Annotated in this window: 10 protein-coding genes; 1 reads left to right on the top strand and 9 read right to left on the bottom strand. The window is 51.2% G+C overall.

The features are described from left to right. Window positions 1-30: 30 nt before the first annotated feature. The 5 genes from L0Y31_RS09335 to L0Y31_RS09315 form a co-directional block, all read right to left on the bottom strand. Entirely contained in the window at window positions 31-2,697 is a 2,667-nt protein-coding gene (locus L0Y31_RS09335) for an ABC transporter permease (protein WP_234736856.1), read from the bottom strand. Continuing rightward, window positions 2,694-3,032, bottom strand: a complete 339-nt coding sequence (locus tag L0Y31_RS09330; protein ID WP_234736855.1) for a PadR family transcriptional regulator — start codon at window positions 3,030-3,032, stop codon at window positions 2,694-2,696. The genes L0Y31_RS09335 and L0Y31_RS09330 overlap by 4 nt, the downstream gene beginning before the upstream one ends. 185 nt (window positions 3,033-3,217) lie before the next feature. Further along, window positions 3,218-5,581 carry an ABC transporter permease gene (locus tag L0Y31_RS09325; RefSeq protein ID WP_234736854.1) on the bottom strand — a complete coding sequence of 788 codons (2,364 nt, stop codon included), beginning with the start codon at window positions 5,579-5,581 and terminating at the stop codon, window positions 3,218-3,220. 8 nt (window positions 5,582-5,589) lie between these two features. Continuing rightward, complete coding sequence (locus tag L0Y31_RS09320) at window positions 5,590-7,935, bottom strand: ABC transporter permease (RefSeq protein ID WP_234736853.1); 2,346 nt, start codon at window positions 7,933-7,935, stop codon at window positions 5,590-5,592. Between the two features lie 3 nt (window positions 7,936-7,938). Next, window positions 7,939-10,383: an ABC transporter permease gene (locus L0Y31_RS09315; RefSeq protein WP_234736852.1), complete on the bottom strand. Its 2,445-nt coding sequence runs from the start codon at window positions 10,381-10,383 to the stop codon at window positions 7,939-7,941. A 241-nt stretch (window positions 10,384-10,624) separates the two neighbouring features. Between L0Y31_RS09315 and L0Y31_RS09310 the strand changes: the two genes are divergently transcribed. Continuing rightward, window positions 10,625-11,932, top strand: coding sequence for a M20/M25/M40 family metallo-hydrolase (locus tag L0Y31_RS09310; RefSeq protein ID WP_407084069.1), 1,308 nt, complete (start codon window positions 10,625-10,627; stop codon window positions 11,930-11,932). A gap of 4 nt (window positions 11,933-11,936) precedes the next feature. Here L0Y31_RS09310 and L0Y31_RS09305 read toward each other — a convergent pair whose 3' ends face one another. The 4 genes from L0Y31_RS09305 to L0Y31_RS09290 form a co-directional block, all read right to left on the bottom strand. Then, a complete protein-coding gene (locus L0Y31_RS09305) occupies window positions 11,937-14,342 on the bottom strand; it encodes an ABC transporter permease (protein WP_234736851.1) in 2,406 nt (801 codons plus the stop codon). Between the two features lie 94 nt (window positions 14,343-14,436). Next, window positions 14,437-15,066, bottom strand: coding sequence for a hypothetical protein (locus L0Y31_RS09300; RefSeq protein ID WP_234736850.1), 630 nt, complete (start codon window positions 15,064-15,066; stop codon window positions 14,437-14,439). 30 nt (window positions 15,067-15,096) lie between these two features. Then, the gene (locus L0Y31_RS09295) at window positions 15,097-17,451 is read right to left on the bottom strand and encodes an ABC transporter permease (RefSeq protein ID WP_234736849.1); all 2,355 of its coding nucleotides are present in this window, start codon (window positions 17,449-17,451) and stop codon (window positions 15,097-15,099) included. A gap of 2 nt (window positions 17,452-17,453) precedes the next feature. Next, the gene (locus L0Y31_RS09290; protein ID WP_234736848.1) at window positions 17,454-19,865 is read right to left on the bottom strand and encodes an ABC transporter permease; all 2,412 of its coding nucleotides are present in this window, start codon (window positions 19,863-19,865) and stop codon (window positions 17,454-17,456) included. Between the last annotated feature and the right edge of the window lies 1 nt (window position 19,866).

Raw genomic sequence — 19,866 nt, 5'->3', positions numbered from 1 at the left:
CTTTTGGTTTTAAGTAAGATCGCGCCGACTTTATTCGGACCGAAGTGATTTTACCGGATTAATCAGCGCTGCTTTAATACTCTGAAAACTAACCGTCAACAAGGTCACGACTAACGTACCAATGCCCGAGGCGACGAATATCCACCACGAAATTTCAGAGCGGTACTCGTATTGATCCAGCCAGTGGCTCATAAAATACCAGGCCGTAGGCGTAGCAATCACGAACGCGATGATCACGAGTATGACAAAATCCTTTGATAACAGGCTCCATAAATTCAGCACACTGGCACCGAGCACTTTGCGGATACCAATTTCTTTCGTGCGCTGTTCGGCGACAAAGGAAGCCAGACCAAACAGACCAAGGCAGCTGATAAAGATGGCTAAGCCCGCAAAGAAGGTGGCTAGCTTGCCAATGCGCTCTTCGTGAGCAAACTTCTTCCCAAACTCTTCATCGGCAAATTTATAGTCGAAGGGTGCCGTCGGAATGTGTTTTTTGAAAGCGGCTTCGATGGTTGTCAGACACTCATTGGCGCTTTTGGCCGGATTCAGCTTCATGTTGATCCAGTTGACGTTATGGTAACTCATCAAATAAATCGTCTGCTTCACGGGTTCGTACGGCGACGACATCAGCATGTCTTTGATAACGCCAATTATTTTATATTCCGTCATGTTCTCCCCGCTACCCCAGCGAATGACAGTGCCCACCGGATTCTTGATGTTCATGAACTTTACCGCTGCTTCGTTCAGGACAATGGCCGAAGAATCAGACGTAAATTCCCGCGAAAAATCCCGACCTTCTTTAAATTGCCAGCCCACTGTCTTCCCAAATTCGTGCGTGACCCAGACCGTACCAAAATCCGTATCCAGATTGGGATCTTTGCCCTGCCAGTGAAACCCACCACTGTTTGACCATACGTCTGTAATCGGGCTGGATGATTCGGCCAGCTCCTGAATGACACCAGCGTTTTTGAGTTCGGTGCGCAGTAGGTCAAACTTGCCGTAAAACTCCGGCGACTTCATCTCAATCATTAGCAGGCCGTCCCGGTTGTAGCCGATGGGCCGGTTTTTGGAATATTGAATCTGGTTATAGATGATGATGGTTCCAATAATCAGCGCTAACGAAACCGTAAACTGCACCACGACCAGTACTTTACGAGGCACAGCCGCAAACCGCCCCGCCCGAAAGGTTCCTTTCAGCACCTTAACTGGTTGGAAAGAAGACAGATAAAGCGCCGGATAACTACCTGCCACAAAACCAGTAAATAGCGTAAATCCTAGCCCAAATGTCCAGAACAGCGGGTTAGTCCATAGCATCGTAATCCGTTTGTCAGCCACCTGATTGAACCAGGGCAGAACGAGCAGCACCAGCAGCAGAGCCAGCCCAAAAGCGAAAAAGACCACCAGAAAAGACTCACTAAAAAACTGGTTCACCAGCTGGCCTCGAACGGAACCAACCGCTTTGCGAATGCCCACCTCTTTGGCGCGTTTCTCACTGCGGGCGGTGCTCAGATTCATGAAGTTAATGCAGGCCAGCAGCAACACAAAAAGGCCGATAAAGCCAAATAACCAAACATAATCGATCATCCCGCCGGTCTTTACGCCATTTTCCCAGTTCGAACGCAACCGCCAGTCTCGCATGGGATTAAGGACAATCGCTGCCTTGAACTTTTTTTCGTTAGCCGGAACGTTGTTCAGTTTAGCATTTAAAATGCGTTTGTTAACCGACTCATAATCTGTATTGTCAGCAATCTGGACAAAAAGCTGAAAGGAGTTATCACCCCAATGGCTGTTATCGCGCGCCCGCTGAATCCATTTCTCCGAGGCGACATAAAGCTCCCAGGGCGCAATAAACTTCACCTTACCGTATTGGGCGTTGTGCGGCACGTCTTCGTAAACCCCCGTAACCCGCACATCCATTTTATTGTCAATCTTGATCAATTGATTCAGCGGCTCCCGGTCGCCGAAAAGGGCTTGGGCAGTCGTTTCAGAAAGCAGAATAGAGTTTGGCTCTTTGAGCCCGTCGTACGAACCCTTCAGCATGTGCAACGTCAGCATCCGGGGCGCATCGACATCCATAAAACTGCCTTCTTTGGTTATCTTTTTTTCGCCCAATGACAGGAAGTGTTCACCCTCCCAGGACGACATGACGACGTATTGGAAACTGCTCCCGTATTTCGTCTGAAGCTCTTTCCCCAGTGGAAAAGGTATGGCCTTACCGGTGAAGACTTCCCCATTGCTGGTCTGATGCTGCCATACCTGAGCAATGCGGTCGTAATTTTTGTGGTAAGTATTAAACGACAGCTCATCCCATATCCATAGGCCAATGAGCATTGCAACGGCCATACCCGTGGCTAAGCCCGCAATATTAATAGCCGAATACGTCTTGTGTTTAACCAGATTTCGCAGGGCGATTTTGAGATAATTCCGTAGCATATCAGGACTGATTAATGGGGTTGTTGGGTAAGTATTTTGTTGTTTTTTTCTTGTGAACGATTGTCTGGCCCGGAGCTTCAAGAAACCCAGCACATCCCGCCAGTAGCGCCAACGCGCTTGCCGTTCGCCCACGCGCCGAACCTGATACTGGAATTCTTCATGCAGATCACCCTGCATTTCTTCCAGTGTATACGGATCGCAAAAGCGTTCGAGCAGGCGGTCGGCCAGGCGAGGTGGCCCGCCAGTACGAGGTTGGGGACTCATAGACTGGTGGCTGGTTTGAACGGATGTAGGAGGCGGCTCCACAAAGTCACGCGCACTTCCTGAATTTCCTGCAATGTCCGACGACCGTAGGCCGTTACCGTAAACAGTCGTTTCCGCCGGCCACCGCGTTCGGCCGTTGGTTCGCCCATCTCCGATTTAACCATTCCTTTCTCTTCCAGCCGCTGCAAAGCGGAGTGAATCTGGTTCAGGCGAACCGAACGCCCCGTCTGCTCAATAATCTCATGGGTTAGCGCGACGCCGTAAGCCTGTCCTTCCAGCACCGCCACCGTCAACAGAACAATCTCCTCAAACTCGCCTAAGTAACTGCGTTTCATGGCTATTAATTAGTTCTATTTTTGCTGATCAAATACGCGGCCAATTTCAAAAAACTGGTCAGAAGCATCATTTTAGAGGTTGAGTAACAAAGTTTGTCCGAAATCGTACAGGTATCCTGTCCGGTATTGAACAGAATAAAAGGCGGAGATACAGCCGACTGCCGAACCTCCGCCTGTGTGCATAGCTATTCGGTTTTAAGGGATTTAACCGGATTCGTCAGGGCCGCCTTGATGGATTGGTAACCAACGGTCAACAGCGCAATCAAAAGGGCCGCCAACACCGCCAGGGCAAACATCCACCACTGGATTTCGATGCGGTTGGCAAAGCCTTCCAGCCAGCCATTGAGCGCCCACCAGGCTACCGGCAGAGCCACCACCGAGGCCACCAGCACCAGTTGCAGAAAGTCTTTCGAAAGCATTAGCACGATGGTCGTGACACTGGCCCCGAGCACTTTACGGATGCCAATTTCTTTCGTGCGCTGTTCCGCCGTAAAGGTGGCCAGTCCAAACAAGCCAAGGCAGGAAATGAAAATGGCCAGCCCGGCGAAATAACTAGCCAGCTTACTAACCACGTTTTCACTTTTGTAGTAAGTCCCAAATTCCTGGTCGGTAAACAGGTATTCAAAGGGATACTTCGGATTAAATTTCTTAAACGTTTTTTCCAGATTAGCCAGCGCTTCCCGGGTGCGACCGGCTTCGGCTCGTACGATCACGTAACCACTGTATTCTTTGCGTTGCATGTGCAGAATCAAAGGCTCGATGGCCACGTGCAACGAATTGATGTGGTAATCTTTCACCACCCCAACAATGGTCCCTTTGCGGCCCCAGAAAGTCAGCTCCTGCCCTACCGGATTCTTATGCCCAATCTTCCGAGCGGCGGCCTCATTGATGATGTAATTGGTTGTATCCAGGCTGTAATCCGGCGAAAACTCCCGGCCTTCTTTCAGCCGAACACCCATTGTTTTCAAATACCCGTAATACACCGCTGTCTGGTTGAACAAGATCTGCTGGGTCGTGTCTTTTCCGCGCCAGTTGACGCCCATGGTCGAACTGCCCACCTGAAGCGGATCATCCCAGGCGCAGCTAACCGCCTTTACTCCTGGCTGCGTCAACAACTCGTTTCGGAAGGTTGGATAGCTGGCTTTCAGATCGCCTTCCAGGGGCATGTAAACCAGATTTTCGCGATCAAAACCCAGGTTTTTGTTCTGGATATAGTGGATCTGGCGGTAAATAATAATCATTCCCACAATTAGAATGATGGACAAGGAAAACTGAAAAACAACCAGGCCTTTCCGGAAAATTGTCGCGCTGGTTTTGAATTTCAAAACGCCTTTCAAGACCACAATTGGATTGAGCGACGACAGAAAAACCGCCGGATAACTGCCCGATATGATTCCGGTTAGCGCCGTTAGTCCGAGCAAGGTTGCCCAGAAAGCCGGATCAGCCAGTTCGAGGTTGAGTGCTTTACCCGTAAGTGTGTTGAACGTCGGCAGTATCAAGGCAACCAGCAACAGGGCAACCGACAAAGACAGGATAGCTATCAACAGGGATTCACCAATGAATTGGCCCATCAGTGTCTGCCGCATAGCCCCCACCACCTTCCGAACGCCGACCTCTTTCGCCCGTTTCACCGACCGCGCCGTGGCCAGGTTCATGAAGTTGATGCAGGCAATGACCAGAATAAAAATGGCCACGATCACAAACAACCGCACATACTCAATACGCCCCCCATCCAGCGCGCCGTTTTTAAAATTAGAATACAGGTAATAATCGCTGTATGGGTACAGAAACAGGTCGATATTGCTCGTCCGTTTGTTGGTTTTTACCTCAATGTAATTCCTGATTTTTTGCGTGACTTTATCGGCATCGGCCTGCTTGCTAAGTAGCACGTAGGTATGCGGACCGTTATTTTCCCACTCTTTGGCCCATTCGTTGAGCTTCAAAAAGCGCTCCCACGACATCAGGTAATCGAATTTCAGCGAGTTGTACGGAATATTTTCTTTCAGTACGCCGGTCACCATCATATCGTCTGTATTATCGACCCGGATGGTTTTCCCGATTGGGTTCTGGTTGGGGAAATACTTACGCGCCAGCTTTTCCGAAATCACAATGGCATCCGGGCGTTTCAGGGCAGTTTGTGGATCGCCCTGCACCAACGGAAACGAAAGAATTTCCAGAAATTCGCCGCTGGCATAGCGTCCTTTTTCTTTCCCAAACGTATTGCCAACCGTTAGCAGGATTTCGCTTTGGTAGGTCGCCACGGCAGCCTTCTCTATCTCGGAAAAATCGCGCTTCAGGTTTTCGGCCAGAATACCCGGCGTTGCCGTTGTGGTGCTGAGGTCGCGCCCCGCCCAGTCCTGGTTTTCCATCACCCGAAAAATGCGGTCGTTGTTGGCATGAAAGCGATCTACCCGCAGTTCATCCTGCACCCAAAACAGAATGAGCAGACTACAGGCCATCCCGAGGGCCAAACCAAGGATATTGATCAGTGAGAACAGCCGGTTTCGCTCAAGATTCCGCCAGGCGATTTTGAGATAGTTCGTTAGCATAGTTGTATTTATTCACTTTTTAAGCTTTTCACCGGATTTACCAAAGCCGCCTTCAGCGACTGAAAACTCACCGTCGCCAGCGCGATCAACATCGCCATGCCACCGGCCAGTACAAACATCCACCAACTTAATTCTACCCGATAGGCAAAATCCTGCAACCACCGATCCATGAAATACCAGGCCAACGGCGTGGCAATGAGCAGAGCGACAAAAACTAACTTCAGAAAATCTCTGGATAAGAGCGCCACAATGCTCCCCGCCGAAGCGCCCAGCACTTTTCGGACGCCGATTTCCTTAGTCCGACGCTCTGCCGTGAACGCCGCCAGTCCAAACAGTCCCAGGCAGGAAATCAGGATGGCTAGCCCGCCAAAATAATTTACCAGTGTATTCACCAGCGTTTCGCTGTGGTATAGCTTTTCGTAGTTTTCGTTCAGGAAATGATACTCAAATGGGTAATCGGGATTGAATTTCCGTACCGTCTGCTCTAGAGCCTGAATCGCTTCGACGGTTTGTCCGGGGGCGGTCTTCACCAATACGAAATTCGTCCAATCGGGCTTAAGCCTAAAAATCAGCGGTTTGATTGGCTCGTGGAGCGAACTCATGTGAAAGTCTTTCATCACGCCAATGATCTGGCCTTTTTTCGATTGGTAAGTAATCGGCTGCCCCACGGGATTTTTCAATGCCATCAGTTTTGCCGCCGATTCGTTAATCAGGTAATTGGCCTGGTCAGCCGGTGAAGTGGGGTCAAAATCACGGCCACCCGCTAGCTGAACGTTCATGGTTTTGACAAAATCGTAGCCGATCCACATGTGCCAGATCGATTCGATGGTGGTAGGGTCTTTGCCCGGCCACTGAAGTTGTCCGCTGGCGCTGCTGCCGATATTAATGGGCAACTCGCCCGTTGCCGTTACGGCGCTGATGGCGTTGGTACGCAGCAGTTCCTGCCGAAACGCTTCCATTTTGGAGCGCAACTCCCCTTCTACCGGCAAATACAGCACATTTTCCCGTGATAGCCCCAGATGTTTGGTACGGACATACGCCATTTGCCGTCCTACCACAAGCATACTGATGATGAGTAAGATAGACAGCGAAAACTGAATAACTACCAACGATTGCCGGAATGTACCCGCGCCGTTTCGATTCGATTTAAATACGCCTTTGAGAACCTGCACCGGCTTCATGGACGACAGGAAAAAAGCGGGATAGCTCCCCGCCACCAATCCCGTCAGAATCACCAGCGCAAGGCCGCTGCCCCACAATTTCAGATCGGTACCATCCAGCACCAGGTTTTTTTGAAACACCGCATTGATGGTTGGCAACATCAGCCAGGCAATTAGAACAGCCAGTATTCCCGCCACAAAGCTCACTAGTAACGACTCGCCCATAAACTGGTTGACCAGTGAAGAGCGCATCGCCCCCACCACTTTCCGAACGCCTACTTCTTTGGCCCGCATGGACGCCCGGGCCGTCGCCAGATTCATAAAATTGACGCAGGCAATCAGCAGGATAAAAATCGCCACCAATCCGTATACGTTCAGGTAGTCGATTCGCCCACCGACGGGCTTCCCGTTCGCATAATCACTGTAGAGGTACACGTCCTTCAGCGGTTGCAGGATGGCCCGGGAGGTTTTGTCACTGCTGTTTTGCGCCAACAGGGTTTTCATGGCCCGCTCGGCCCCCTCCTGGGTGGCGGCGGGATTTAACCGAACATACGTTTTGAACATTATATTGTCCCAATTTCGCATGTAGTCTTCTTCCTGCACCTTGAAGTTAACAAACCAATCCAGGTGTACCGACGTATTTTGGGGAATGTCTTCGATCACCGCTCCGACTACGTACGTCTTGTCGCCGTTCAATTGCAGCCGTTGTCCCACCGCCTGAACGGTGTTGAAGTACGTCATGGCCAGCTTACGGCTGATGACAATCTGGTTGGGCGATTGAAGCGCACGGCTGGGGCTTCCTTGTAGAGCGTTCAGTTGGAAGACCTCAAAAAAGTCATCGGACACGTAATTTCCGGTTTCTTTACCCGATTTTTGGCCCACTTTAATGAGAAACTGATTATCCCAAACCGTCATCTTGGTGGCTTTCTCGATACCGGGCACTTTCTCCTTGAGCGCCTCCGCCAGCGGCCCGGATGTATTGTCGCCCGCCTGGCCATCCGCATAAACCAGTTTGACGGCATACAGGCTATCCAGATTTTTGTAGGATCGATTAAAGCTCAATTCGTCGTTCACCCACAGGCCAATCAGCAAGGCACACGCCAGACCGAGCGCCAGACCGGTTACGTTGATCGTTGTCAGCAGACGGTTACGCCATAGATTCCGCCAGGCAATTTTGAAATAGTTCTGTAGCATGAGTTATTCACTTTTTAGGCTTTTCACCGGATTCACCAAAGCCGCCTTCAGCGACTGGAAACTAACTGTCGCCAACGCAATCAGCATCGCAATGCCGCCAGCCAGTACGAACATCCACCAACTTAATTCCACCCGATAGGCAAAATCCTGCAACCACCGATTCATGGCGTACCAGGCAAGCGGCGTCGCAATGATAATGGCAATGACCACCAGTTTGAGGAAATCCCGCGAGAGCAACGCCACAATGCTCCCCGCCGAAGCGCCCAGCACTTTTCGGACGCCAATCTCTTTGGTGCGTTGTTCCGCCGTAAAGGTGGCTAGTCCAAACAGCCCAAGACAGGCAATAAAAATCGCCAGTCCGGCCGCCGTGGTGAAGATTCGCCCGTATTTTTGTTCGGTCTGGTACTGTTTGTTGTAGTTTTCACTGACGAAATAATACTCGAATGGATTTCCCGGAAAAAGTCGTTTGTAGCGCTGCTCCAGCCCGGCAATTTTGGTTTGAATTTCGTTTGTATTCAGCCGCAGCGTGTAATTACTGCCTGGATAAGCCGGAAAGATCAGGAGTGGCTCAATGCTTTGCTGCAACGATTGGTGGTGATAATCTGTAATAACGCCTACGATTTCAAACTCCGTATTGAACTTTATCTTTTGTCCAACCGCTGCCTGCGCAGAACTGAAACCAAGCGATTTAACGGCTCGCTCATTCAGTAAAACGCGGCCTGCTTCGGTGGCTTTGTCGCACATTTCAGCCGTAAAATTCTCCCCTGCCGCCAGCTTTATGCCATAAGTAGGAATAAACCGATTGTCGGCATACGTCACGGCGTAGTTTTTCTTTTCGTCGCCGGGGTTCGGATTCATTCGAGTGACCCCATCGGAATTGAAGTTGTACCAGCCGCCCGGTACACTGCCCGAGTTACAGAAGCTGCTCACATACGGCAGTTGGGCAATCTCGTTCCGAAAGGCCACCTTTCCCGCCTGCCGCGTCGCATCATCGCCTACTTCCGCGCCCTTGATGACCAGCAACTGCTCGAGATTCATGCCCAGATTTCGGTTTTGCATGAACGAAAGCTGCCGGTACAGCACCACCGTCGCGATGATCAGCACGATGGAAATGGCAAATTGAACCACCACTAAAGTCTGGCGCACCGATGAAGTCGCCGTCAGACCCGGCTTTCTTCCTTTGGAAACAATGCCTTTGATGATGCTCAATACCGGAAAGCCCGACAACACAAAAGCCGCGTAGCCCCCCGATGCCAAGGCTCCGATCACTACCGCCACCAACGCCAGTACCCAAACCTGACCCTGCGCGATCACATCGAACGATAAATCCTTGCCAATCAATTCGTTGAAAGGCGCTTGTAACACGCCGATCAGAACCGCAGCCAATGCAAAGCCCAGCAGATTTAACAAGAGAGACTCGCTCAGAAACTGCATCGCGATTTGCGCCCGATTAGCCCCAACTACCTTCCGCACGCCTACCTCTTTGGCCCGTTTCAAAGCGCCCGCCGTAGACAGATTTACGTAATTCAGCCAGGCGATGGTCAGAATTAAGAGCGCAATACCACCCAACAGGTAAATAAAACCCAGCTTCTCGACCGTTGGCCGCTCATCAGAGAGGCTGGCTCCCAGATGCAAATAAGCAAGCGGTTGCAACCGAATCCGATCATTTGTTTTAGGGCGGTAGGTCTGCACCAGCTTACTGGCCTGCTTTTCGAATACGGCGGGATTTGCCTGCGGATCAAGCTGCACAATGGCCTGCGAAAAGGCCCCTTCCCAGCGATCCAGCCGCGCCCAGTCATTATGGCTCTCTTTTGCGGCAGTAATTAGCGTCGCCATTGAATACACCATGTCAAACTGAAGGTCGGAATTAGCCGGTATGTCGGCAAAAACGGCCACAACGGTATAGGCAATTTTACCAAACTGGTTATTGAGCGTCAGGACTTTACCCACGGCATTTTCGGCCCCGAAATAAGCCTTCGCTTTAGACGCCGAAATCGCAACCGTGTTGGGTGCGTACAGGGAAGGCGAACCGGCTACGATTGGAAATGAAAACATCTCGAAAAAGTCGCCATCCACACAAATCGAATTTGCTTCCCGGATAGCTTGCAGACCTTTTTTGGTGTTCTTGCTTTCAAGCGTAACAATGCCGTTCTGGACAAAAGCCAGGCGACAAAAAGCGTTTACTTCACTAAAATTCAGCTTCAGCGCCGGGGCCATTGCCGCCGGAACAAAGTCATTATCGGGTCCATCGCCACCGTATTTCAACAAGACGCGGTGCAGCGTCGGCAAATTGGCGTGGAACTGGTTGTAGCTTTTTTCAAAACTGATGTATTCCAGAATCAGCACGAAGGCCGTGATTCCCAAGGCCAGCCCCGCGATATTGACTCCAGAAAACACTTTGGATTTCCACAGATTCCGAAAGGCGATTTTGATATAATTACGAAGCATATTTTATCAAAGGTGTGGATTAAGCCAGAATATTCTTTTACTGACCAAATGATATACCAAATATATAAACAACTGATTACCAACAAACTCCTAATTGAAACATCAGCAATATGTCCGCAAACGGACGGCTCTTGCCCATTTGCGGACAAGGCCTTTTCTGCTTCCTTGGTTACTTTCCAGTATTTTAGCCGATGGAAAAGCAGGTTCGTTAAAGCTTGATTATTTACATTTCACAACTATTATGAATTATCGATTTACATTGGCGCTTGGCTTGCTTCTGATGGCTGGGGCAACGCCCTCGCTTCGTGCCCAGGAGACGGCGCCCAAGCCCACCATCGACAAACGCTACGAAGCTGAGATCAAGACACTGGCCACCCGACCGGCGGTTAAGGCGGCGTTCCAGACCTTTATGGAACTGGAACCCCAGACCAAACAAGACCTGATTATGCTCACCGAAATTCCCGCGCCGCCCTTCAAAGAGCAGGTTCGGGCGAAAAAATACGCGGAGATGCTGAAAGAGGCGGGTGCCGATTCGGTCTGGATTGATGAGGTCAGCAACGTGATTGCCAAGCGCAAGGGGCGCACCGGCAAGAAAACCGTGATGGTTGAAGCCCACCTCGACACCGTTTTCCCAGAAGGTACCGACGTGAAAGTCAAGCAAAAAGGCGACACCTTGTACGCTCCCGGTGTGGGCGATGACACGCGCGGCCTGGTTTCGCTCGTTGCCGTGCTCAAGGGCATGGAGAAAGCCAAAATCGAGACGGATGCCGATGTGCTTTTTGTGGGCACGGTAGGCGAAGAAGGTCTCGGCGACCTGCGCGGCATGAAGCACCTTTTCCGCAAAGGCGGGCCTAAAGTTGATTCGTACATTGGCGTAGACGGCTCGGGAATTGATGAAATTGTTCACCGTGGACTGGGGTCTCATCGGTATCGGATCACCTTTAAAGGACCGGGCGGGCACTCTTACGGAGCCTTCGGCATCGTAAATCCGCACAGTGCGCTGGGAAAAGCCATTTATTATTTCACCGCCGAAGCTGACAAATTCACCCGCCAGGGAATCCGCACCACCTACAGCGTGAGCGTCATTGGCGGCGGCACCTCGGTCAACGCCATTCCGTATGAATCGTGGATGGAAATCGACATGCGCTCCGAAAGCCCGGAACGGCTCAACGGCATCGACGCGCTGCTGCAAGCCGCCGTTCAAAAAGCGTTGAAAGAAGAAAACGGCCTCAAACGCTCCGGTCCGGACCTGACGGTAGACGTGAAAAAGATTGGTGACCGGCCATCGGGTACCATTGCCGCAACGCTGCCTTTGGTGCAACGCGCCGCCGCCGCTTCGACTTATCTCGGCGGTTCGCCAGCCCTGGATGTTAGTTCGACAAACGCCAATATTCCTATTTCGCTGGGCGTTCCCGCCGTTACCATCGGCAGCGGTGGCAAAGCGGGTGGAGCCCACTCGCTGCAAGAATGGTGGTTAAATGACAAGGGTCATTTGGGTCTACAACAGATTTTGCTGCTTTTACTGGCCGAAGCTGGTTTGGCTAAATAGCCTCTTAATCAGCCCGTAAACTCTGCACTGGATTCATGCGGGCTGCTTTGATGCTTTTGACACTGACGGTTGCCAGCGCAATACACACTGCCAACAAACCAGACAGCGCGAACATCCACCAAGCCAGGTCAATTTTATAGGCAAATTCCTGTAGCCATTGCCTCATCGTCCACCACGCGATGGGTGAGGCAATGGCTATAGCAATTACCACCAGTTTGAGGAAATCTCGGGAAAGCAAGGCCACAATGCCCGCCGCCGAAGCACCCAGCACTTTCCGAATGCCAATTTCTTTGGTCCGCTGCACGACAATGAAGGAAATAAGCCCGTATAACCCGAGGCAACAGATCAGGATGGCAATACCGGCAAACGTGTTTACCAGGCGAAACAGCAAGTTTTCTGCTTCATAAAATTGCGCTAACTGCTTGTCTAAGTACTCATATTCAAAGACTTCATCGGGATACAGCTGCTCCCAGGTCGTTCGAATGCGCTGGATGGTCTGCGACGGATTTTGCCCCGTCACCCGAATCCCTACCCGCTGGAACATGGCCGCGTGGCTGGCAATGATACAAGGTGCAATTTCTTCGTGCAACGAGCGCTGGTGGAAGTCTTTTACGACCCCCACAATAGGCGCAGCAACGGGCGAAAGGTGGTATTGCATTTTCGTCCCCAGCACTTTGTTTGGATCCTGAATACCTATTTTCTTTAGAAAAGCTTCGTTAACCAGATACTCCCGAATCGTGTCGCTCGGCGTGATGTTGCGGCCTGCCACCAGTTTTAATCCGTAGGTAGTCAGGTAGTCGGCATCGGCCAAACGCTCCCGCACCGGAAAAGCTTCCCACTCGGCCTTGTTGCCCAGTTTAAAAGACCCTCCGTTCATGACCTGGGCCGAAGGAGGCCGGTAGCTGGCACTAATCGATTTGATCTCTGGATAAGCCAACAGGCTATTTTTGAACGTTTCCCGAGCCGCCTTTTGGGTATTGGGCAAAGTTACCATCACTACATTGTCCTTGTTGAAACCAATTTCGGCAGTTCGCAGATAACGTACCTGCGTGGCTACCACTAGCGCCCCAACAATCAGGGCCTGACAGATAACAAATTGCACCACAATCAGGGATTGGCGCAGGGAGTAACCACCGCTTGCCTTGGCGGGCAGCTTCCCTTTCAAAGCGGCCCAGGGGCTAAAACCCGACAACACGGCGGCGGGATAAGCGCCCGCCAGCACGATTACCAATCCAACCAGCAAACAAAAAAAGCCAATTACTTGACTTTCAAGGCCTAGACCCAAATTTATCGTTAACCACTGGTTGAATAAAGGCAAGCTTACTTTCACCATTAAAAGTGCCAGAACGGTGGCCACTAAGACAATGAGCGTTGTTTCTATAAAAAATTGCCGAATCAATTGTCCCCGCGTGCTGCCGAGCGTCTTGCGAATGCCTACCTCCTTACTCCGACGCAATGCCTGAACGGTGGTCAGATTGATGAAATTGATGCAGGCCGTCAGCACCAGAAATAAGCCAATCAAACCCAGCGACCAGAGCAACGATGGCCGGATGGCCGTGGCCCCACCCACCACGCGCTGAACGTCGAAGTGGACGTCGGCAAGTGGCTGAAACTGAAACTGGTAATAGCGCGCCATGTCGCCAAACTGTCTTTTCAGCAGGGCGGGAATGGCCGCCTGCATCGCTCCAACCGAAGCCGGATTTTTGAGTGTTACGTATACCCGGTCGGTGGAGCTAAGTCCCCACCAGCTGTCTAACTCATAGTCGGGAATCAGGATGGGCAGGGTTTTTATGGAGATAAACAACTGAATGTCAAGGTCGGTCGTTTTGGGCGGATCGGCCAGAATGCCAGTCACTTTGGCGTCGGTCAGGTGGTTTAAATTCAGCGTTTGCCCCATTGGATCAGTATTACCAAAATACCGTCGTGCCCACGATTCAGTCAAAACAACGCTGTTTGGCTCGCGGAGCGCCGTGGCCGGATTGCCCCGTAGCCAGCGATAATCCAGAATATCAAATAGTTTTGGCTCTACCAGGGCGGTGCTTTTATGTTCCAGAAATCGGGTGGGTGCCGTTTGGCCGGGTCGTTTGAGACTAACAGTCAGCTCGCGGTTCATCTTCAAGTAAGCCGCCTGCTCCACCTGCGGGTAGTCGGTGCGGAGGGTCTTCGCCATCGGCAAAGGCGCTTCTGGATAGTGTTCTACAGAACCATCATCCAGGCGCAGGTCCGTTACTACCCGGAAAATCCGGTCAAATTTGGCATGATGCCGGTCCGTACTGAGATGATGACGCAGAAACAAAAAGATGAGCAATCCGCCTGCCATACCAGCAGCCAAGCCAATGATATTCAGCGACGTATAGCTCCAGTGCGTCGTTAAATTCCGCCAGGCAATTTTGAAGTAATTCTGTAACATAAAGCGAGCGTCTACCTTTATGAATGTTCGTCTTGAACGCTCCTAAAGATAGACGCTCTTTGGCCAAGCAGGCCGTTAAAAAACGTTAATTAAGTTACTGCGCCACGGACAGCCCCAAGCTACGCTCAGTTTCTTCGATGAGCCGTTTCTTTTCCCGCTCGGTTTTGCCTTCCAGGTTGATAGTCCGCTCAAAAACCTTATCCTCACCGTCTAATTTATACTCAAAATGCATCCAGAGACGCTTATTTTCTTTGTCTTCTTTGATCATCTTCGAATACGGAATCCGGCCCATAACCTGCTCCATTTCGGGCTTTGCTGAAGCGTAAGTGGGTCTGGCTTCGCCCCAGCCCTGACTCGTAGCTCCGTTCGTTCGGATCGCCGATTGATTACTCCCCCAGCCATCACTTTGCCGCGCTACTTTTTCGTAGTTTCTGGCCGCCTGGCCCCAACCCTCGGCTCTGCCCTGCACGTAAACTTGTGCCTTGCTCTGGTTCGAAAGACCCAGCGAATCCATCACAAAAGCTTCAATGCGGGCCTTTTGCTCCGGCGTCATTCCCCGAACGTCGTAGTCCTGCTTGAAATGCAGCGACTTGTCGCCCTGTTCCATGTCAACGCGAATCCGAAGCCGCTTGCCATTGTCGTCCACCTCCTTGTGCATGACCGAGCGTTGCGCCAGTACGCCGAAACTAAGTCCGGCCAGTAAAAAAGTAAGTAGTGTTTTCATGATCTTGTTAGGAGTATTTTGGACAGACTCTTATTCATTCTTTAAAGACCGAACCGGATTCATAAACGCTGCTTTTAGCGACTGAAAACTTACCGTTAAAAGTGCCGTGAAGAGAGCCAGGCTACCAGCCAGCGCAAAAATCCACCCCGAAATAGTAATCCGATAACTGAAGCTCTGCAACCATTGATCCATGGCATACCAGGCCAGCGGCGAGGCAATAAAGATGGCGATAAGAATTAGAATTAGAAAATCTTTCGACAGCAACGCCACGATGCTCACAACCGAAGCACCCAGCACTTTCCGAATGCCAATTTCTTTGGTCCGCCGCTCCGTGGTGAAGGTCGTCAGCGCAAACAGTCCCAGGCAGGAAACCACGATGGTCAGGGCCGCAAAGCCGTTGAAAACAGCGGTCATGATGTGCTCTTTGCGGTACTGCGCGGCAAGTGATTCTTCCAGAAACTTATAATCAAACGGATAATTGGGGTAATGCGCTTTCCAGAGATTCTGGACAATCGGCAGGTCTTCCGGCTTCAGTTTCAAAATCAGGTTATTGGCCGGGAACGTATTGTAAATCAGGACTAACGGCTCAACCGGATTATGCAACGAGCGATAATGAAAGTTTTTGACCACGCCAACCACCTTTCCTTTGTGACCAAACCCATCCATGGATTGCCCCACGCCTTCTTTCCAGCCAGCCATCCTGATAAAAGCTTCGTTCACCAGAAAACTGCCATTCAGATCGGTTTTTGAAGCCGCCGATAAGTTGCGGCCCTCTTTCAGTCTAATGCCTAAAAGCGGTAGAAATTGGTCATCAATAGACAGGTAATTGCTCATCAGCTCGCGCTTCTTTCCGTTCGAAAGAATGGTGGTGGAGGCCATGGGCAATAAACTTCCTACCTGCAAACCTGTCCCAAGGCTCACTTCACCGATTTCGTTGCGACTTTTCAGCTTATCAGCCAGCGCCGGAGCACCCGCCCGTGCCGTCGAATCGTCGGGCAAATAAAGGCTCAGTACCTGTTCTTTACGAAGCCCTAAGTCGTAGGTCTGCAAATAGTCCATCTGCCGCCGGATGACCAGTACGCCGACGATCATCCCCACCGACAAAACAAACTGGAACACAATAATTGACTTTCGCAGCCAGGCTCCCTTGCCGTACCCACCAAACCGGCCTTTCAACACGTCAACCGGACGATAACTTGATAGCACAAAAGCCGGATATAGCCCCCCCAGCAGCGTAATCAACACCCACGAAAGAGCAAGCAGTGGCAGCCCCCCGGCCCACGAAATATAGAGCCTGATAGTCAGTAATTCGTTGAAGAAGGGAATGACCGTTTCCATCAAAACCACAGCCCCGATGATGGCAATCCCACTTAACAAGGCCGATTCGAGCAAAAATTGGCGGATTAGCTGGCCCCGCTGCGCACCGTTGGCCTTCCGCACGCCAACCTCTTTTGCCCGTTCGGCGGCCTTGGCAGTCAGGAGATTGATGTAGTTTAGTAAGGCAATGGCCAGCACAAAAACGGCCAGAAACGCAAACAGATACCCATACTGCCGGTTGCCTTTGGGCGTATCGGCCATTTTGCCCTGGCTGTAATGCACATCCTTCAGCAATTCCACCGGAAATGTAAGGGAATAGCCTTCTGCGCCCATCTTCTTTAGTTCTGGATTGGCGTATTTGTCGGCGATTTGCCGTAGCTTTTTGCTAAATTCTGGCAGGTTAGGCTGTTCCCGGAAAAGCACGTAGGTATAACATGGAAAGTCATCTTCCACCCACGAACGCACTCCCTTGAACTCTCGCCACAACAGGGCGTTCACGGGGAGATCGGTATTGCTGGGTGCGTCGGCCATCACGCCCGTAACCTGATAGGGCTGTTTAGCGAACTCGATGGTCTGGCCCAACACATCCGTCTTTCCAAAATACTTTTTGGCAAACCGCTCCGTCAGCACCACGCTGTTGGGGTTGGCCAAAGCTGTCGCTGGATTTCCTACCAGAAACGGATATGAAAAAACCGCAAATACGTCTTTATCAGCGTAATAAATATCAGGCTCTTTGATCAACTTCTCTTCGTGCCGCACCACCGCTTCAAAAGGCGTTAGCCGCACGGCGGTTTCTACCTCTGGATAATCCTGTTTGAGCATCGTTGCCAGAGGAACCGGGCTGGAAGCCAGCGTCAGGGGTGCTTCGGGCGTTTTCATTTCGGAGGTTATCCGCACAATCCGGTCGGCATTCGCATGGAAACCGTCGTACGAAAACTCATGATCGACATACAACGCCATCAGCAAACAGGCGGCCAGCCCAATAGCCAGCCCACCGATGTTTAGGCTCGTATATAGCCTATTACGCCATAAATTCCGCCAGGCAATTTTAAAATAGTTTTGCAGCATGATTATTCCGTTTTCAGGCTTTTCACCGGATTCATGAACGCTGCCTTGATACTCTGGAAACTTACCGTTAAAAAGGCAATGCCAAGGGCCACAACACCCACCAGCGCAAACACCCACCATTCGATGGAAATGCGGTAACTAAAGCTTGCTAACCAGCTATCCATCAGGTACCAGGCAACGGGCGAAGCAACGATAAAGGCAACCAGAACGAGTTTAAGAAAATCCCGCGAAATCAGCACCACAATGCCCGTCGTGGAGGCACCCAGCACCTTCCGCACGCCAATTTCTTTCGTCCGCCGTTCGATGGTAAACGTCGCCAATCCCCACAAACCCAGACAGCAGATCACCAGGGCCAGCCCGGCTGAAATCCGCAACAACGTAAATTGACGCTGTTCATTGTCGTATAATTCCTGAAGCGTGTTGTCCAAGAATTTAGCCTCAAACAGCGAATTAGGAAAAACGCGCTGCCAGCTCCGCTCAACCGCCGCTAACGTCGTCGCGTAGTCGTTGGTTTTTAATTTAAGACCAACGGTATAGTAAAAATTCGGGAAATTCATCATCACCATCGGCCCAATCGGGTCGCGCAGCGAGCTGGTGTGAAAATCTTTAACGACCCCAATAATTTCTGCATCAATGTCATTGACTTCCACCCGGATTTTACGCCCTAAAACCTGTTCAGGCTTCGAAAAACCAAGGGCTTTAACCGTCCGTTCGTTCACGACAAAGGCATATTTCTGCTTCTCTTCCGGAACAGTGCTGGCAATGGACAGTGTATCCCGATGCTCAAAAAAGCGCCCCGCCAGCAGTTTTAATCCGTAGGTTTTGAGGTAATCAGCATCAGCCAGTTTGAGCGCAATCGGAATTTTCTTGTTCGGATTGGACGGATCGGGCCGCATGGTCGTGCCGAAATTATTTTGCGAAGTGGGGGCACCCAGCGCGAAAGATACCTTCTCAACACCCGGAATTTCCCGCAACGACTGGTTTAGCACGGACAAATTTTTAGGCTCAGGGAGCGAAACGACCACCAGGGCTTCCCGCTTGAAACCCAAATCTTTCTGCCGGAAATAATTCATTTGCTGGTAAAGAACGACGACCCCCACCGCCAGAATCAGCGAGATGGAAAACTGAAAGACAACCAGCCCCTGCCGTAACCAGGTTTGGCTGCCTCGCCCCTGTTCCCCGCCGGTTTTCAGCGCCCGAATGGGTTTAAAACGAGCCATGAAAGCGGCCGGATACAGCCCCGCCGCAACCGACGTCAGCAATGCCAGCGTCAGCATGAGTATTCCTACCTGTACCCACTGAAAGTGGATCTGTTTCTGCATAAACTCGTTTACCAGCGGAAGCAGCTGATGCGTCAGGACCAGCGCAAGCAGGGCCGAAATTCCAGCCAGCCAAAACGCTTCACTCAGAAACTGCCCAACCAGCTGGCTCCGCGTAGCACCAATAACCTTGCGGACACCCACTTCTTTAGCGCGGGTCATGGCGCGGGCCGTTGACATGTTGATGAAATTCACGCAGGCAATTAGCAGCACAAATAGGCCGACAGCACCAAACACATAAAGGTACGTTGGGGCAATGGCTGGCTCGAATCGGGTTCCCTTGAAATCGGAATTGAAGTGAATATCGTGCAGGGGTTGCAGGACAAATTCGCGGGTTTCGGCATCCTCTTTCGAGAAATACTTTTGGATAGCCTGCCGCAACCGACCCGCATATTGATCGGGGGAATTACCTTCGGGCAGTAGCGCAAAAACGCTTCCTCCCGATTCCAGGCCCCACTGATCAATGTCCATCTGAAAATATTTTTTCAGCGAAGCGTACGAAACCAACATTCCCGCCCCCAGACTGGATTGCGTTGGCATATCCCGCATGATGCCCGTCACCTGCATGGTTGAGGTAGTTCCCAACCGGATGGTCTTGCCGATGGCTGATGCGTTACCAAAAAACTTGCGGGCCGTGCTTTCGCTCAAAATAACCTGATTGGGCTGCGTTAACGTAGCGCGTCCGTTCCCGGCGACCATCTCGATCCCAAACACATCCAGATAAGACGGCTCGGCAAACAACACCTTTTTTTCCCGCAGAATTTTGTCCGATGAAATAAAGACGGGCGCGTCTTCTTCGGTATGCACACTGACAATCTTTGACCAATCGGGAAAATCCTGTCTTAAAGCTGCCCCCAGCGGATACGGCGTAACCCCGGTCTTTTCCACATCGTCGCCAGTGGTATTGATCGTGTTCACGCGGTAGATGCGTTCGCCCTGTTGATGATGCCGGTCAAAGCTCCACTCATTCTGGATGAAAAGTACAATCAGCAGGCAGGTCGTCAAACCCAGCGTTAAGCCCAGCAGGTGAATGCCGGTGGTTGTGGGGTGCTTGATCAGATTTCTCCAGGCAATCTTAAGATAGTTTTGGATCATA

It is taken from the genome of Tellurirhabdus bombi, from assembly GCF_021484805.1.
Taxonomy (GTDB): domain Bacteria; phylum Bacteroidota; class Bacteroidia; order Cytophagales; family Spirosomataceae; genus Tellurirhabdus; species Tellurirhabdus bombi.
Note: the sequence above shows the minus strand (reverse complement) of the source record. Positions and strands in the feature narration are given on the sequence as shown.

Excerpts from the sequence above, each read along its gene's own strand:
- L0Y31_RS09335 (WP_234736856.1), bottom strand. The coding sequence starts at position 2,697 with ATGAGTCCCCAACCTCGTACTGGCGGGCCACCTCGCCTGGCCGACCGC.
- L0Y31_RS09330 (WP_234736855.1), bottom strand. The coding sequence starts at position 3,032 with ATGAAACGCAGTTACTTAGGCGAGTTTGAGGAGATTGTTCTGTTGACG.
- L0Y31_RS09325 (WP_234736854.1), bottom strand. The coding sequence starts at position 5,581 with ATGCTAACGAACTATCTCAAAATCGCCTGGCGGAATCTTGAGCGAAAC.
- L0Y31_RS09320 (WP_234736853.1), bottom strand. The coding sequence starts at position 7,935 with ATGCTACAGAACTATTTCAAAATTGCCTGGCGGAATCTATGGCGTAAC.
- L0Y31_RS09315 (WP_234736852.1), bottom strand. The coding sequence starts at position 10,383 with ATGCTTCGTAATTATATCAAAATCGCCTTTCGGAATCTGTGGAAATCC.
- L0Y31_RS09310 (WP_407084069.1), top strand. The coding sequence starts at position 10,625 with ATGAATTATCGATTTACATTGGCGCTTGGCTTGCTTCTGATGGCTGGG.
- L0Y31_RS09305 (WP_234736851.1), bottom strand. The coding sequence starts at position 14,342 with ATGTTACAGAATTACTTCAAAATTGCCTGGCGGAATTTAACGACGCAC.
- L0Y31_RS09300 (WP_234736850.1), bottom strand. The coding sequence starts at position 15,066 with ATGAAAACACTACTTACTTTTTTACTGGCCGGACTTAGTTTCGGCGTA.
- L0Y31_RS09295 (WP_234736849.1), bottom strand. The coding sequence starts at position 17,451 with ATGCTGCAAAACTATTTTAAAATTGCCTGGCGGAATTTATGGCGTAAT.
- L0Y31_RS09290 (WP_234736848.1), bottom strand. The coding sequence starts at position 19,865 with ATGATCCAAAACTATCTTAAGATTGCCTGGAGAAATCTGATCAAGCAC.